Here is a 15,681-nt window from a genome sequence, read left to right as displayed (position 1 = left end):
GGGCGTGTTCGGGGGCCGGCCACGGGACCACCGGCGGGGCCGACCGCGGACGGCGGAGTGTGCCCGGGCGCGCGTGCGGCCGCGCGCCCGGGTGTGCCCCGCGTCAGCCCCTGGGTGCGGCCCACCAGGAGGCCGAGGCGTCGCGCAGGGTGTTGGTGCCGCAGTGCACCTCGCCCATGCCGAGGTGGTACGTGTACCAGTCGTCGATGTAGGAGACCTTCAGGCCGGCCCGCCGGTAGGCGGTGCCCACCGCCTCGGTGAAGATGTCCTTGCCGCCGATGACGGGACCCCACTGGCGCGGGGCGAGGTAGCGGTCACGGCCGAGGAGCACGCCGTTGACCGCGCCCGGGACGTACGCGCTGGTCGTGACCGCCGCCCGGGCCCGGCCGGTGGCGCGGTCGCCGTCCGGGGCGAGCCACTTCTGCTGGCCGTGGTCCTGGAACGTGTCCGCGAGCGGGGAGCCGCCCAGCCGGGTCAGCCGCGGCAGGGGGACCTCCGTGCCGTCGGCGGCCCGGGTCTCCGCCTCGCGGGTGTAGAGGGCCGGCACCCGGACGATCTCCGCGTCGGTGACCCCCGTCTCCCGCTTGAGGATCTCCAGGTTGGCCGCGATCCGCTCGGCCGCCATGGTGTTGTCGGCGACGAAGTGCCGCGCGGCCAGCGCCTGGTCGATGGTCTCCTTCGGGGCCGGCAGGCCCGCCAGGCCGGGGACGGAGAACATCCTGGTGGCGCCGTGGCCGTCCCGCTGGGCGTCCCGCAGCAGCCGCAGCCCGGCCAGCGGGTCGGCGACCCCGATCCGCCAGCCGCGCGGTGTGGCGGCGGGCAGGAACTGCACGAACTCGTCGACGTGCCCGACGCCGAGCCACGAGGTGTCCAGCAGCAACGGGTCCTGGAGCCCCTGGGACCGCAGCAGGGTGCGCATGGCCGGCGACGGCTTCTCACCGCTGTCCTTGCGCCACCCCATGATGATCCGCCCGGCCGGGTACGAGCGCCCGCCGTGCGCGTACGGCGGGACGGTCTCCAGGTTGCCCATGGAGTTCAGCGACCAGTCGTCGGGCCGGGTCCGGTCCGTGACCTGCACGACACCGACGTCCCGGCCGCGCACCTTCTCGAACAGCTCCCGGCCCGCCTCGCGGTCGAGCTGGGCGGAGCGCAGCAGCACCCGCATCACGTGCCGCTTCCCGCCGGGCCCGGTCATGCTGACGTAGGCGGGCTCGACGAAGTCCTGCGCCCAGGGGTCCCCGTACTTCTCGAAGGTCACCAGCGGCCTGGTGATGCCGGCCGCCTTGACCTCCTTGGCCAGGCCGGAGACGAACTCGCGCTGGAGCCGGCCGTACTCGCCCGCGCCGCGCACCTTGGTGACCATCACCTGCTGGGTGTTCTGCAGGTGGTGGTGGGTGAGGAGCGGGGCGACGCGCAGGGTGACCGAATCGGAGGTGGTGCGGCCGCCGGAGGTCACCGACAGCCGGATCACCGTCCGGCCGTCCCACTGGGCGCGGTCCCGGATCACATCGGTGGCCTCGACGCCGAACTCCACCCCGGAGCGCAGTTCCGCCGCGGTCAGCCGGGTGGCGGAGGTGACCAGGACCCACGCGCCGGAACGCTTGACGAAGACGTGCGTGTGCCGGGCGCCCGCGGTCACCCGCACACTGCCCTTGGCGTCCGCCGGCACGCCGGGCATCGGGACGGAGCGGACGCGCGCGAGGTCGGCCGCGTCGGCGGTGCCGTTCACCTTGGTGTCCGAGGCGTCCTTGCAGGCGGCCAGCTTCGCGTCGGACAGCGGTCCGCCGTCCGGGCCGGTCACCGGGCAGCGCCTGGTGTCGTCGTCGAGGTTGGGCAGGGTGACCGCGCCGCGGCCGACGGTCCAGGTGTCCTCACCCGCCGTGTCCGTGCCGCCCTTGACGTCGACGCGTCCGTCGCGGTTCACGTCCGCGCGCAGATCGGGCGCGGGAGCGGGAGGGGCGGCGAAGGCCGGGGTCAGCGGGGTCGCCAGCACCGATCCCGCCGCCGCGACGGCGAGGACGGCGCGCCGGACCGGCGCGGGGTGTATGCGCGTACGTGAGCGCACGGCGTTCTTCCCTTCTCGTGGTGGGGGGTTTCGCCGTGCAAGAGGGCGAACAGGGCTCGCGAGTTGGCTGTGCCGCGCGTAGTTCCTCCCCGGGTCTGACACGACCGCGCGGACCGGGGCGAAATGATCCTCCTCGCAGGTGATGGAGAGGACGCCGGTGGTGCGGTAAAGGGGCCAGGGCCCCGCCGCGCGGCTCGCCGGCGGTCTCCGCCGCGCGGAGGTGCCGACGGCCCCCCCCGCCGGGTGTCACGGTCCCCGCCGCGCGTCACGGCGTCCAACGGCACGCACCGGGGGTGAGTGCGCCCGCCGGACCCGCGCCGGGCGGGGCGCCTGTGTTGGCATGGACCAAGCCGTTGACAAAGTCGATACCGGGTAGAAACCTGTCACCTCAGCACTGCAAAAGATTGACGAAATCACTCAAGTTCTGGATTTTCAGCGTTCCGGGCCCGCCAGGACAGCATCTCGTCCCCGACCAGCCGCGCGCCTCGCCCCTCCCTGCCCGCCGAGCCCGGCACGCCCCGCAGAGGAACGAGAGGACCCATGAGACGGAGACATCACGGCCGGCACGCGTTCGCCGGCCTCGTCACGGCCGGCGCACTCGGCGTCGGGCTGCTCACCGCGCCGCCCGCCGACGCCGCCGAAGGCCCGAACCTGGCACTGGGCCGGCCGGTCACGGCGAGCGGAGCGCACGGCGGCTACCCGGCCGGCCACGTGACGGACGGCAGCCAGGCCTCGTACTGGGAAGGACCGGCGGGCGCGTTCCCGCAGTGGGTGCAGATCGACCTCGGCCGCACGGCCGACGTCGGCGAGGTGGTGCTCAAGCTGCCCGCCTCCTGGGAGTCGCGCGACGAGACCGTCAGCCTCCAGGGCAGCACCGACGGCAGAGACTTCACCAGCCTGTCCGCCGCCGCGAGCCGCACCTTCGCACCGGCGGCCGGGAACACCGTGCGGCTCGACGCCGCAGCCGAGACCCGGTACCTGCGGGTGCGGGTGAGCGCCAACTCCGGCTGGAACGCGGCCCAGCTGTCCGAGGTGGAGGTCTACGGCGACACCGGTGGCGACCCGCCGCCGGCGGGCACCAACCTCGCCCTGCGCAAACCCGTCGAGGCCACCTCGACCACCCAGAACTACGTCGCCGCCCACGCCAACGACGGCAGCACCGCCACCTACTGGGAGGCGAGCGGCCAGTCCTCGGCGCTGACCGTGCGCCTCGGCGCCGACGCCGACCTCACCGGCGTCGTGCTCAGACTGAACCCCGACCCCGTCTGGAGCACCCGCACCCAGACCGTCCAGGTCCTCGGCCGCGGGGCGGGGGAGTCCGGCTTCACCTCCCTGAAGGACCGGGCGGACTACACCTTCAGCCCGTCCGGCAACCGGAACACGGTGACCATCCCGGTCTCCGGCCGGTACGCGGACGTGCGCCTTCAGTTCTCCGGCAACACCGGCGCCGGCGGGGGACAGGTCGCCGAGTTCGAGGTCGTCGGCAGCGCCGCGCCCGCACCCGACCTGACCGTCACCGACCTGAGCTGGTCACCCGCCTCGCCGTCCGAGACGGATCCGGTCACCGTCGACGCCACCGTCCGCAACACCGGCACCGCCGCCGCGCCCGCCACCACGGTGAACGTCAGTCTCGAAGGCACCGTCGCGGGCAGCGGCCCGGTGCGCGCGCTCGCCGCGGGCGAGTCGGTGAAGGTCCCCGTCGCCGTCGGCAGGCGGCCCATGGGCAGCTACGCCGTCTCCGCGGTGGTCGACCCGACCGACACGGTCCCCGAACTCGACAACGGCAACAACGGCCGCAACGCCGCGGCCCGTCTGGTCGTCGGCCAGGCACCGGGCCCGGACCTGGAGGTCACCGGCATCACCACCACACCGGCGCACCCGGCCGTGGGCGCCAAGGTCACCTTCGCCGTCGCCGTCCGCAACCGCGGCACCAGCCCGGTGCCCGCCGGCTCGGTCACCCGGCTCACGGCCGGTGACACCACCCTGCACGGCATCACGGACGGCATCCCCGCCGGCGGCTCCACCACCGTCGCCATCGGCGGCAGCTGGACCGCCGCCGGCGGCGGGACCACCCTCACCGCGACGGCCGACGCCACCGGCGTGGTCACCGAGACCGACGAGAACAACAACGTCCTCGCCCGCTCCCTGGTCGTCGGGCGCGGCGCCGCCGTGCCATACGTCGAGTACGAGGCGGAGAGCGGCCGCCACAACGGCACCCTGCTCAAGGCGGACGCCAGGCGCACCTTCGGGCACACCAACTTCGCCACCGAGTCCTCCGGCCGCGAGTCGGTGCGCCTCGACTCGACCGGACAGTACGTGGAGTTCACGTCCACCAGCCCGGCCAACTCGCTCGTCGTCCGCAACTCCATCCCCGACGCGGCGGCCGGCGGCGGCCGCGAGGCCACCCTCAGCCTGTACGCCGACGGCAGGTTCGTGCGCAAGCTCACGCTCTCCTCCAAGCACAGCTGGCTCTACGGCACGACCGACGACCCGGAGGGCCTGACCAACCGGCCGGGCGGCGACGCACGGCGGCTCTTCGACGAGTCCCACGCGCTGCTCACCGACACCTACCCGGCGGGCACCACCTTCCGGCTCCAGCGCGACGCCGGTGACGACGCCGCGTTCTACGTCATCGACCTGATCGACCTGGAGCAGGTCGCGCCACCGGCCGCCAAGCCCGCCGAGTGCGTCTCCATCACCGCCTACGGGGCCGTGCCCAACGACGGCATCGACGACGCGGACGCCATCCAGCGCGCCGTCACGGCGGACCAGAAGGGCGACATCCCCTGCGTGTGGATCCCGGCCGGCCAGTGGCGGCAGGAGAAGAAGATCCTCACCGACGACCCGCTGAACCGGGGCCAGTTCAACCAGGTCGGCATCCGGGACGTCACCGTCCGCGGTGCCGGCATGTGGCACTCGCAGCTGTACTCGCTGATCCCGCCGCACCAGGCCGGCGGCATCAACCACCCGCACGAGGGCAACTTCGGCTTCGACATCGACCACAACACCCGGATCTCCGATCTCGCCGTCTTCGGCTCCGGCACCATCCGGGGCGGCGACGGGGGCGCCGAGGGCGGCGTCGCGCTCAACGGCCGCTTCGGCACCGGCACGAAAATCACCAACGTGTGGATCGAGCACGCCAACGTCGGTGCCTGGGTCGGCCGGGACTACACCGACATCCCCGAACTGTGGGGACCCGGCGACGGCGTCGAGTTCAGCGGCGTCCGCATCCGCAACACCTACGCCGACGGCGTCAACTTCGCCAACGGCACCCGCAATTCCACCGTGTTCAACTCGTCCTTCCGCAACACCGGGGACGACGCGCTCGCCGTGTGGGCCAGCAAGTACGTCAAGGACACATCCGTCGACATCGGGCACGACAACCACTTCCGCAACAACACCGTCCAGCTGCCCTGGCGCGCCAACGGCATCGCGGTCTACGGCGGATACGGCAACACCATCGAGAACAACCTGATCTCCGACACCATGAACTACCCGGGGATCATGCTGGCCACCGACCACGACCCGCTGCCGTTCTCCGGCCGGACCCTCATCGCCGGCAACGGACTTCACCGCACCGGCGGGGCCTTCTGGGGCGAGGCGCAGGAGTTCGGCGCGATCACCCTGTTCGCGCAGGGTCCCGACATCCCGGGCGTCACGATCCGCGACACGGACATCCACGACTCGACCTACGACGGCATCCAGTTCAAGACCGGCGGCGGTGCCGTGCCCGGAGTGCAGATCCGTGACGTGACCATCAGCAAGTCCAACAACGGCTCCGGCGTGCTCGCCATGGCCGGTGCCCGCGGCAGCGCGACCCTCACGAACGTGACGATCACCGGCTCGGCCCGGGGCGACGTCGTGGTGGAACCGGGCTCCCCGTTCGTGATCGACCGCACTCCGTGACTCCCCGCCCCCACGCCACGACCGAGTCGGGCCCCGCGGCCCTCCGGGGCACGCAGGAGCGGTGACGCCTTCGGCGCCGAGCCGTAGCGCAAGCGACTTGCAGCGCTTGCGCTACGCTTGCGTTCATGACGCGACGACTTGCTCAAGTGGCGAAAAAGGTGGGGGTCAGCGAGGCCACGGTCAGCCGGGTGCTCAACGGCAAGCCGGGAGTGTCCGAGGCGACCCGCCAGTCGGTGCTGACCGCCCTCGACGTGCTGGGCTACGAGCGGCCGACCCAGCTGCGCGGCGAGCGCGCACGTCTGGTGGGGCTGGTCCTGCCCGAGCTGCAGAACCCTATCTTCCCCGCATTCGCCGAGGTCATCGGAGGCGCGCTGGCCCAGCAGGGGCTCACGCCGGTGCTCTGCACCCAGACCAAGGGCGGCGTGTCGGAGGCGGACTACGTCGAACTGCTGCTCCAGCAGCAGGTGTCGGGGGTGGTCTTCGCCGGCGGCCTCTACGCCCAGGCGGACGCGCCGCACGACCACTACCAGCTGCTCGCCCAGCGCCGCATTCCCGTCGTGCTCGTGAACGCGGCGGTGGACGGGCTGGACTTCCCCTGCGTGGCCTGCGACGACGCGGTCGCGGTGGAGCAGTCGTGGCGGCATCTGGTGTCACTGGGCCACGAGCGGATCGGCCTGGTCCTCGGCCCCGCCGACCACATCCCGTCACGGCGCCGGCTGGACGCGGCGGTCCGGGCCGCCGGGGGCACGCTGGCCGACGAGTTCGTGGAGCGTTCCATGTTCTCGCTGGAGGGCGGTCAGGCCGCGGCCTCCCGGCTGCTGGAACGGGGGGTGACGGGCATCGTCTGCGCCAGCGACCCCCTGGCCCTGGGGGCCGTGCGCGCGGCCCGCCGCAGGGGTCTTCGAGTGCCCGGCGACGTCTCCGTCGTCGGCTACGACGACTCGGCGTTCATGACGTGCACCGAGCCTCCGCTGACCACGGTCCGCCAGCCCATCGAGGCGATGGGCCGGGCGGCGGTCGAGCTGCTCAACGCCCAGATCCAGGGCAGCGACGTGCCGCACGACGAACTGCTCTTCGAGCCGGAACTGGTCGTCCGCGGTTCGACCGCGCAGGCGCGGGAGGCCTGAGGCCCGGACACACCTCTGCGCCGGACCGGCACTGTCAAATATTTACGAACCCAGCACGAGATATTGCGTCCCCTTGTTCGCGGTGGTTGAGTGTGCGGCGCCCCACAACGCATCGGCGGTGGGGCGCCTTCCTCGTTCACGCGAAGGGGTCCACCCATGACAAGTGCCCGGTCGAGCCGTGTCCGCAGGGCCGGCGCCCTGACCCTCGTCTCCGCCCTCGCCCTCACCGCACTGGCCGCCTGCGGCACCAGCAGCAGCGACGACGGCGACCGGTCCGGCGACAGCGGATCGTCCGACCCCACCGCCCCGCTGGACCCGAGGACCGAGGTCACCCTCACCATCGACTGCATGCCCCCCGCGGCCAAGGCGGCCGAACTGAAGCAGTGGAAGCAGGACGTCGCCGAGTTCAACAAGACCTACCCGAACGTCACCATCGAAGGCCGCTCCACCCCCGGCCAGTGCCTGGAACCGCCGCGCTTCACGGCCATGCTCAAGGCCAGGTCACAGCCCGACGTCTTCTACACCTACTTCACCGACCTGCCCCAAGTGCTCGACCACGACGGCGCCGAGGACATCACCGCCTACGTCAACGACCGGACCGTGCCGCGGCTGAAGGACATCGACCCCGGCGTCCTCGCCTCGCTGAAGCACGAGGGAAAGCTGTACGGCCTGCCCACCAGCAACTACACGATGGGCCTGCTGATCAACCGGAAGCTCTTCGAGCGGGCCGGACTCGACCCCGACCACCCGCCGCGCACCTGGCAGGAGGTCAGGGCCGCCGCCGACAAGATCGCCGGGCTCGGCGACGGCATCGCGGGCTTCGGCGAGTACAGCGCCGGGAACACCGGCGGCTGGCACTTCACCGCGCACGTGTACAGCATCGGCGGCGACATCGTCGACGCGAGCGGCACGAAGGCCGCCTTCGACGACGAGCTGGGCCGGCAGGTCGCCCGGAACCTCCACGCCATGCGCTGGGAGGACGACAGCATGGGCAAGACGCAGCTGCTGAAGTGGGGCGACCTGCAGAAGCAGATCGCCGCCGACAAGCTCGGCATGTTCCTCGCCGCGCCCGACGACATCGCCTACATGGTCCAGCAACTCGGCGCGGCCTACGGCAACTTCGGCATGGGGCCGATCCCGGGCCGGAAGGCCACCCTGGCCGGCGGCAACAACTACATGATCAAGAAGGGCAGCTCACCCGACAAGATCAAGGCCGCGATCGCCTGGCTCACCTTCAAGAACCTCACCCCCGGCAAGGGCCAGTTCGACTGGGCACGCACCAAGGCCGACGGTCTGCCGGTCGGCATCCCACAGCCCAACTTCTGGATCAACGGGACCAAGACCGAGGACGACGCCGCCCGCGCCGAGCACGCCACCATGCCGGTCGAGAACTTCAAGGCATTCAGGAACGACCCGGTCCCCGGCAAGGCCGAGCCGCCCAAGGCGCAGGAAATCTACAAGGTCCTGGACGACGTGATGTCCGCGATCCTCACCGATGAGGACGCCGACATCGACGAACTGCTCTCCACCGCTGAGCGGCAGGTCGACCAGGTCCTCGCCACGCGGTGACCTCCCCTGACGGGGACGGGCACCGCGGTCCTTCCCCGCCGCGCGCGTCACCAGCCGGCGGCGCACCGGCAGACCAGCAGCGAGGAGCAACGATGCCGGCCCCCAGCCTCACCCCGAGCAAGGCGGACCGCCCCCGCCGCAGCCCGCCCCGCCCGGCCGGCGGCCCACCGCCCGCCGGCAGCCGCCTCGCCCGCGCCGTGCGGCGCAACCTCACCGCCCACGCCTTCCTCGTCGGTGCGGTCCTGTGCTTCGGGTTCTTCTCCTGGTACCCGATGGTCCGGGAGTTCCTCCTCGCCTTCCAGCAGACCGAGGGCGGCCGGACCACCTGGGTGGGCCTGGACAACCTCACCACCGTCTACCACGATCCGGCGTTCTGGCAGGCGTGGCGCAACACCGCGCTGTTCACCGTGCTCGCCCTCGTCCTCGGCTTCGCCGTCCCGTTCGCCGTCGCCGTCGTCATCAACGAACTCCGGCACGGCAAGGGCTACCTGCGGCTGCTGGTCTACCTGCCGGTGATGCTCCCGCCGGTCGCCTCCGTGCTGCTGTTCAAGTACCTCTACGACCCGGGCTACGGCCTCCTCAACGAGCTGCTCGGCCTCCTCGGACTGCCCGGACAGCAGTGGCTCCAGGACCCGGACACCTCGATGCTCTCCGTGGTTCTCGCCGCCACCTGGATGAACATGGGCGGCGCCGCCCTCGTCTACCTCGCCGCCCTCCAGGGCATCCCCGGCGAACTCTACGAGGCGGCCGAACTCGACGGCGCCGGACTGTTCCGCAAGATCTGGCACGTGACGATCCCGCAGACCCGGCTCGTGCTCTCCCTGATGCTGCTGATGCAGATCATCGCCACCATGCAGGTCTTCGTCGAACCCTTCCTGCTGACCGGCGGCGCCGGCCCGGAGGGCTCGACCACCACCGTCGTCAACCTCATCTACCAGTACGCGTTCAACTTCAACAACTACGGTGCCGCGGCGGCCCTCGGCCTGCTCCTGCTCGTACTCCTCGCCGGCTTCTCGGCGGCGTACGTCAGGCTCGGCCGCGCCGAGGACGAGTAGCAGCGGAGGCCCCGGCATGTCCACACGCACCCTGATCTCACCGGCCCAGCTCGCCCGGCCCCGCGGGAAGATCCTCTACTGGGTGACGTTCGCCCTCGTCGTCGCGCTGTTCACCCTGGTGTTCCTCGGCCCCCTGTACTGGCTGGTCTCCAGCGGCTTCAAGGACGCCCAGGAGGTCATCCGCACCCCGCCCACCCTGGTCCCCGGCTCGTTCGAGCCGGACAACTACCGCAGGGCCTGGCAGGTCATGGACCTCGCCGGACTGCTGTTCAACACCCTCTACTACGCGTTCGGCGCGCTCGCCTTCCAGCTCGTCCTGGACGTGGCGGCGGCGTACTCGCTCTCCAGGCTCCGCCCGGTCCTCGGCAACGTCGTCCTCGGCATGATGCTGGCGACGCTGATGATCCCGGCCACGGTGCTCGTCGTACCCCAGTACCTCACCGTGCTCGACGTACCGGTCTTCGAACGCAACCTGCTCAACACCCCCTGGGCCATCTGGCTGCCCTCGGTGGCCAACGCCTTCAACATCTTCCTGCTGAAGCGCTTCTTCGACTCCGTCCCAGGGGAACTCCTGGACGCCGCCGCCATGGACGGGGCGAGCCCGCTGCGCACCCTCCGGTCCGTCGTGCTGCCCCTCTCCCGGCCCATCCTCGGCGTCGTGTCCATCTTCGCGATCGTGGGCGTCTGGAAGGACTTCCTGTGGCCCATGCTCACCCTGCCCGACCCGGGCAGGCAGACCCTCAACGTGGGCATCTACTCACTCTCCAACGGCGTGCCGGTCAACGTGCTGATCGCCGCGCTGACCATCGCCTCCCTGCCCACCCTGCTGATCTTCCTGGTCTTCCAGCGCAACATCATGAGCGGCCTCACCGCAGGCGGACTCAAGGGCTGACCGCCCCCGTCACCGCACCCCACCCGCCCCCGACCTCCGCCGCCGGCCCGTCCGACGCCCCGCCGTCCTCGCCGGCGGCGAGGATCCACCCTGCCCGAAAGGACCGTCACGTGGCAGCCCCCACCCCGCAGCGCACCGGCGACTGGTGGCGCGACGCCGTCATCTACCAGGTGTACCCGCGCAGTTTCGCCGACGGCGACGGCGACGGCACCGGGGACCTGGCGGGCGTCCGCGCGCGACTGCCCTACCTCGCCGAACTGGGCGTCGACGCCGTCTGGTTCACTCCCTGGTACCTCTCGCCCCTGGTCGACGGCGGCTACGACGTGGCCGACTACCGCACCGTCGACCCCGCCTTCGGCACCCTCGCCGAGGCGGAGAAACTCATCGCCGAGGCCCGCGAACTCGGCATCCGCACCATCGTCGACATCGTCCCCAACCACGTCTCCGACCAGCACCCCTGGTTCCGGGCCGCCCTCGCCGCGGGCCCCGGAAGCCCGGAACGCGCCCTCTTCCACTTCCGCCCCGGCCGCGGCGCGCACGGCGAACTCCCGCCCAACGACTGGCCGTCCCAGTTCACGGGCGGCACCTGGACCCGGGTCCCCGACGGCGAGTGGTACCTGCACCTGTTCACCCCCCAGCAGCCCGACCTCAACTGGGCCCACCCCGCAGTCCGGCAGGAGCACGAGGACGTGCTCCGGTTCTGGTTCGAACGCGGTGTCGCCGGCGTCCGCATCGACTCCGCCGCCCTGCTCGCCAAGGACCCCGCGCTTCCCGACCTCACCGAGGGCGGCGGCCCGCACCCCTTCGTCGACCGCGACGAGCTCCACGACATCTACCGTTCCTGGCGAGCCGTCGCCGACGAGTACGGGGCCGTCTTCGTCGGCGAGGTGTGGCTGCCCGACGCCGAACGCTTCGCCCGCTACCTCCGCCCCGACGAACTGCACACCGCCTTCAACTTCACCTTCCTCACCTGCCCCTGGGAAGCGGACCGGCTGCGCCGCTGCATCGACGGCACCCTCGCCGAGCACGCCCCCGTCAAGGCGCCCGCGACCTGGGTCCTGTGCAACCACGACGTGACCCGCACGGTGACCCGCTACGGCCGCGCCGACACCGCCTTCGACTTCGCCACCAAGGCCTTCGGCACCCCTTCCGACCTCACCCTCGGCACCCGCCGCGCCCGCGCCGCCGCCCTGCTCACGCTCGCCCTGCCCGGATCCGTCTACGTCTACCAGGGCGAGGAACTCGGCCTCCCCGAGGCCGACATCCCCACGGACCGCATCCAGGACCCCATGCACGTCCGCTCCGGGGGCAGCGACCCGGGCCGCGACGGCTGCCGCGTCCCGCTGCCGTGGGCCGCCGCCGAACCGCACTGCGGTTTCGGCTCGCGGACGCCGCCGTGGCTGCCCCAGCCCGCGGACTGGCCGTCCTACGCGGCCGACCGGCAGGCAGCCGACCCCCGGTCGATGCTCACTCTCTACCGTCGCGCCATCGCCCTGCGCCGCACCACCCCCGGCTTCGGCGACGGGCCCCTGACCTGGCTGACCGCCCCCGCGGGCGTACTGGCCTTCGCCCGCCCCCACGGGCTCGTCTGCGTGGCGAACCTCTCCACGGCGCCCGTGGACCTGCCCGCGCACACCGCCGTCCTCCTCACCAGCGGCCCCCTCACCCCCGGCTCCCGCCTGCCTCCGGACACCACGGCCTGGCTGCGCGCCTGACCCTCCGCCCCGGCCGGACGTCACCGGCCCGGTCCGCCCGGCCGGTGGCCCCGCACCTGCGGAGAAAGACGGCGAAGGGCTCCGGCACCGCCGCTCGGCAGCGGCGGGCCGGAGCCCTTCCGGCAGGACGGAGGCACTCCGAACCGGCGTCACCCCTGCGGGGTGCCGCCGCGGTCGACGACCCCCTCCGCCCGGGTCACCGCTTCCGGCGGCAGGCCAGCCAGACCACCAGCGTCACCGCGCCCACGGCCGCCACCAGCAGGGCGGGGTTGTCCCGGGTCATCCGGGACCCCTGCGCCGCCTTCTCCCTGACCGGCTCGGGCAGCTTGTCCTGAACCTGGTGGGCCACGTCGGTGGCCTTGGTCCGCAGCTCACCGGCCTTGACCGCGGCCTGCTCCCGAACCTCGGCGGCCTTCACCGCGGCCTGCTCCCTGACCTGCGCTGCCTTCTCCTGGGCACGCGCCTTGACGTCACCCTTGGCTGCCAGCGCCTCGACCGTCTCCCCGAGCTCGGCGCGGGTCCGCTCCACGTGTTCGCGCAGCTCCTCAGGGCTGGAGGCGGGCTTGTCCTCGTGCGGCGGCTGGGTCATCGGTGCGCGCTCCCCTTGATCTCGGCCACATCGGCCTTCACGTTCTCGATCGTCTGTTCGGGCACGGGCGGTGCGGCCCGGTCGACCTGCTTCTTGCCGCTCAGGGCCATCACCGCGGCGATCACACCCAGCACCGCCGTGACGATCAGTCCGGCCGCCCACACCGGCAGCGGCACCGCCAGAGCCGCGATCACCGTGGCGACCAGGGCCTGGAGCATCAGGAAACCGACGACGCCGGCCCCGCCGAACAGCCCGCCTCCCTTGCCGTAACGCTTGCCCTTCTCCTTCATCTCGGCCTGCGCCAAGCGCAGTTCGCCGCGTACCAGCTCCGTCAGCTGCTGTGACGCCCGCTGGACCAGTTCGCCCACCGGCTCCTGGCCAGGCTCGTGCGCCTGGGGGCGGGGAGCGGTGCGGTGCGACTGCGTACTCGACACGGCGATCACCTCCCATCCGTCTCGTTCCATGTGACGGGACCGCGAGTACCCCGAATGACCGACTTCAGGACCACCGATCCCACGGCCGGCGCTCAGCGCCCCGCCAGCTGGTCCGCCAGGCGGCGCGCCTGGGTCAGCAGCGTGCCGTAGGCCGCCAGCGCGTCGGGGTCGTCGGGCGCGGCACGCGGCAGCCTCCGGCGCAGGTCGTCCAGCGTGCGACCGAGGTCCTCGACCACCTCGCGCAGCTCCCGGTCCGCCTGCCGGTCCCGGCCGCCCGGCGCGAACCGGCTCGTGGTGTAGAGCCGGATGCCGTGGGCGCTGTCGCGCAGGAAGGCCGCGTACGGCTCCGTGATGTGCGGGCCCGGCCGCGGCACCCCGCGGTCGTCGTCACAGGCCTCCAGCACCGCCCGGGTGACGCCCGCGGTGTGCACGGCCACGTAGTCGAGGACGGTGACGGCGTCGTCGTAGTCCGGACCGGGAGCCGAGTCCGCGCGGCTGCGGCCCCACGGGTTGACCCGCAGGCTCTCCCGGCTCCAGCCGACCGCGGCGCGGGCCTGCTCCACGAGCCGCCCCAGCCGCAGCGCCCGCTCGTGCAGCGAGCCGGCCGCGCGGGCGTCCCACGCGCCGCGGGCCAGACCGTCGGCGACCGCCTCCAGGATCCGTTCCGCCTCACCTGCCGCTTCCTCCAGCGCGGCACGTGTGCTGCGCAGGTACACCGGCGGGCGGACCAGCGCGTTGACCGTGATGCCGACCACGGCGCCGAAGACCGCCTCCGCGATCCGGGCAGCGGACCCCGCGACGGTGACCGGCTGGAAGGTCAGCACGAACAAGGCGCCAGTGGCGGCGTACACGCCCTGGCTGCCCAGCCGCCGCCAGTTGCCCACCAGCACGGCCACCGGCAGCACCAGGGCCATCGCCGCCATCGTGGAGTCCAGCAGCAGCGCGGCGGCGGTCGCCAGGGCCGTGCCGGTGGCGATCGCCGCCAGCTGCTGGAGGCCGTGCGCGATCGACCGGTACACCGTGGACTCGACGAGGACGATCGCCACCCACGGCGCGACGAACGCCATGGGCGCCTGGAGCCACCAGCCCGCCACCGCCCAGGCCAGCCAGGCGGCGAGCGCGGCCTTGCCCGCCTGCACCGCCAGATCCCGTTCGCGGCCCGGCTCGGCGCAGGCGCGGCGCACCGTGTCCCGCGCCACCCGGGCCTGGCGCCGTACTGCTTCTCCTGTCCGTCGTATCCCCTGCATGCCAGGGCAGGTGCCACCTGAGGCCGGATGAATGCAGCGGGATGCGTCACTGCCTGCGCCGCCGTCCCGGTGAGCGGAGCGCGGTGACGGCGTCGTCGAGGGTGCGGCGGCAGAACGCCAGGTGGTCCGGGCCGTAGCCGCGCGGGCCGCACTCCACGACGAGCAGCAGGGCCAGGTAGAGGCGGTACAGCGCCAGGCGGTGCCGGAAGGCCGGTGTGAAGTCGAGCACACCGCCGGCCTCGGTGTACCCGGCGACGAGAGCACTGTCCGGCCCGGCGTCGCCGCCGATGGCGAGGGAGACCAGTTCGGCGGCCGGGTCGCCCCAGAACGCCCGCTCGTGGTCGATGAGCCCGGTGATCCGGGCGGGCGCCCCGCCGGTGCCCGGGTCGACGAAGATGTTGCCCGGCCACAGGTCGAAGTGGACCAGCCGGGGCTCGGTGACCTCGGCGAGCGCGTCCTCGCCCGCGGCCACCAGCGCGCGGATGCCCGCGGCCGGCTCGCCGAGCGGGGAGTGCCAGCGCTCGGCGTCGTCGAGCAGCGCGTCCACCATCGCGGTGAACGCCGTCGGCCAGTCGTCGGCGGACAACGCGGAGGCGGCCGCCGGGTAGCCGAACCGGCCGTCCTCGGGGGCGAGGGTGTGCAGGCGCGCGGTGATCGCGCCGAGGTCGTGGCGCAGTGCCGCCTCGGTGGCCGGGGCCAGCCGGGACGCGGCCTTGTCCCAGCCCGTGCCGTCCAGGAGGGAGACGACCAGGAACTCCTCCCCGGCGTGCAGCAGGGCGGGGGTGGGCACGCCGCCACCGAGCAGCCGGGCCAGGCGCCGGTAGACCATGGCCTCCGTCGCCATGATGCCCAGCTCGTAGCGCAGGACGGCGGCGTGGGCCGGCGGGGCCAGTTTCACCACCGCCGGGGTGCCGTCGTCGAGTACGACGCGGTAGGCGGTGTTGAACCAGCCGTCGGCCAGCTCGCCCTCCACGCGGCAGCCCGTACCGGTGGCGGCCCGCAGCAGCGCGTCCAGCTCGTCGGATGACACACGGCGTTTGGTCAGGCTCTGCACGGGACTCGCCTTCGACGAAGGGGGCGGA

Annotated in this window: 11 protein-coding genes; 6 read left to right on the top strand and 5 right to left on the bottom strand. The window is 72.6% G+C overall.

The window, feature by feature from the left end:
• Positions 1–103: 103 nt before the first annotated feature.
• Positions 104–2,065, bottom strand: a complete 1,962-nt coding sequence (locus SGLAU_RS02275; RefSeq protein ID WP_052413578.1) for a protein-arginine deiminase domain-containing protein — start codon at positions 2,063–2,065, stop codon at positions 104–106.
• A gap of 540 nt (positions 2,066–2,605) precedes the next feature.
• On the opposite strand from SGLAU_RS02275, the gene SGLAU_RS02270 reads away from it, so the two are divergent.
• The 6 genes from SGLAU_RS02270 (at position 2,606) to SGLAU_RS02245 (ending at position 12,329) form a co-directional block, all read left to right on the top strand.
• A complete protein-coding gene (locus tag SGLAU_RS02270) occupies positions 2,606–5,971 on the top strand; it encodes a CARDB domain-containing protein (protein ID WP_043497864.1) in 3,366 nt (1,121 codons plus the stop codon).
• A gap of 125 nt (positions 5,972–6,096) precedes the next feature.
• Positions 6,097–7,098, top strand: a complete 1,002-nt coding sequence (locus SGLAU_RS02265) for a LacI family DNA-binding transcriptional regulator (protein ID WP_043497863.1) — start codon at positions 6,097–6,099, stop codon at positions 7,096–7,098.
• A gap of 156 nt (positions 7,099–7,254) precedes the next feature.
• A complete protein-coding gene (locus SGLAU_RS02260; protein ID WP_043497861.1) occupies positions 7,255–8,667 on the top strand; it encodes an extracellular solute-binding protein in 1,413 nt (470 codons plus the stop codon).
• A gap of 92 nt (positions 8,668–8,759) precedes the next feature.
• On the top strand, positions 8,760–9,722 hold the full coding sequence (locus tag SGLAU_RS02255; protein ID WP_043497860.1) for a carbohydrate ABC transporter permease: 963 nt from the start codon (positions 8,760–8,762) through the stop codon (positions 9,720–9,722).
• A 16-nt stretch (positions 9,723–9,738) separates the two neighbouring features.
• A complete protein-coding gene (locus tag SGLAU_RS02250) occupies positions 9,739–10,614 on the top strand; it encodes a carbohydrate ABC transporter permease (protein WP_043497859.1) in 876 nt (291 codons plus the stop codon).
• A 110-nt stretch (positions 10,615–10,724) separates the two neighbouring features.
• Entirely contained in the window at positions 10,725–12,329 is a 1,605-nt protein-coding gene (locus SGLAU_RS02245; RefSeq protein WP_043497857.1) for a glycoside hydrolase family 13 protein, read from the top strand.
• A gap of 196 nt (positions 12,330–12,525) precedes the next feature.
• Here the strand turns inward: SGLAU_RS02245 and SGLAU_RS02240 are convergent, their stop codons facing one another.
• The 4 genes from SGLAU_RS02240 to SGLAU_RS02225 all read right to left on the bottom strand — a co-directional run bounded on the left by SGLAU_RS02240 (position 12,526) and on the right by SGLAU_RS02225 (position 15,629).
• Positions 12,526–12,918, bottom strand: coding sequence for a DUF3618 domain-containing protein (locus SGLAU_RS02240; protein ID WP_043497856.1), 393 nt, complete (start codon positions 12,916–12,918; stop codon positions 12,526–12,528).
• Positions 12,915–13,286, bottom strand: coding sequence for a phage holin family protein (locus SGLAU_RS02235; protein ID WP_043497854.1), 372 nt, complete (start codon positions 13,284–13,286; stop codon positions 12,915–12,917). Before SGLAU_RS02235 ends, SGLAU_RS02240 begins: the two co-directional genes overlap by 4 nt.
• 158 nt (positions 13,287–13,444) lie before the next feature.
• Positions 13,445–14,599 (bottom strand): aromatic acid exporter family protein, encoded by a 1,155-nt coding sequence (locus tag SGLAU_RS02230; protein ID WP_052413577.1) that lies wholly within the window; start codon positions 14,597–14,599, stop codon positions 13,445–13,447.
• A gap of 46 nt (positions 14,600–14,645) precedes the next feature.
• Positions 14,646–15,629, bottom strand: coding sequence for a phosphotransferase family protein (locus tag SGLAU_RS02225; protein ID WP_244315162.1), 984 nt, complete (start codon positions 15,627–15,629; stop codon positions 14,646–14,648).
• Between the last annotated feature and the right edge of the window lie 52 nt (positions 15,630–15,681).

The sequence above is a fragment of the Streptomyces glaucescens genome (assembly GCF_000761215.1).
Lineage (GTDB): Bacteria > Actinomycetota > Actinomycetes > Streptomycetales > Streptomycetaceae > Streptomyces > Streptomyces glaucescens_B.
This window is presented reverse-complemented; position numbering and strand designations above follow the sequence as displayed.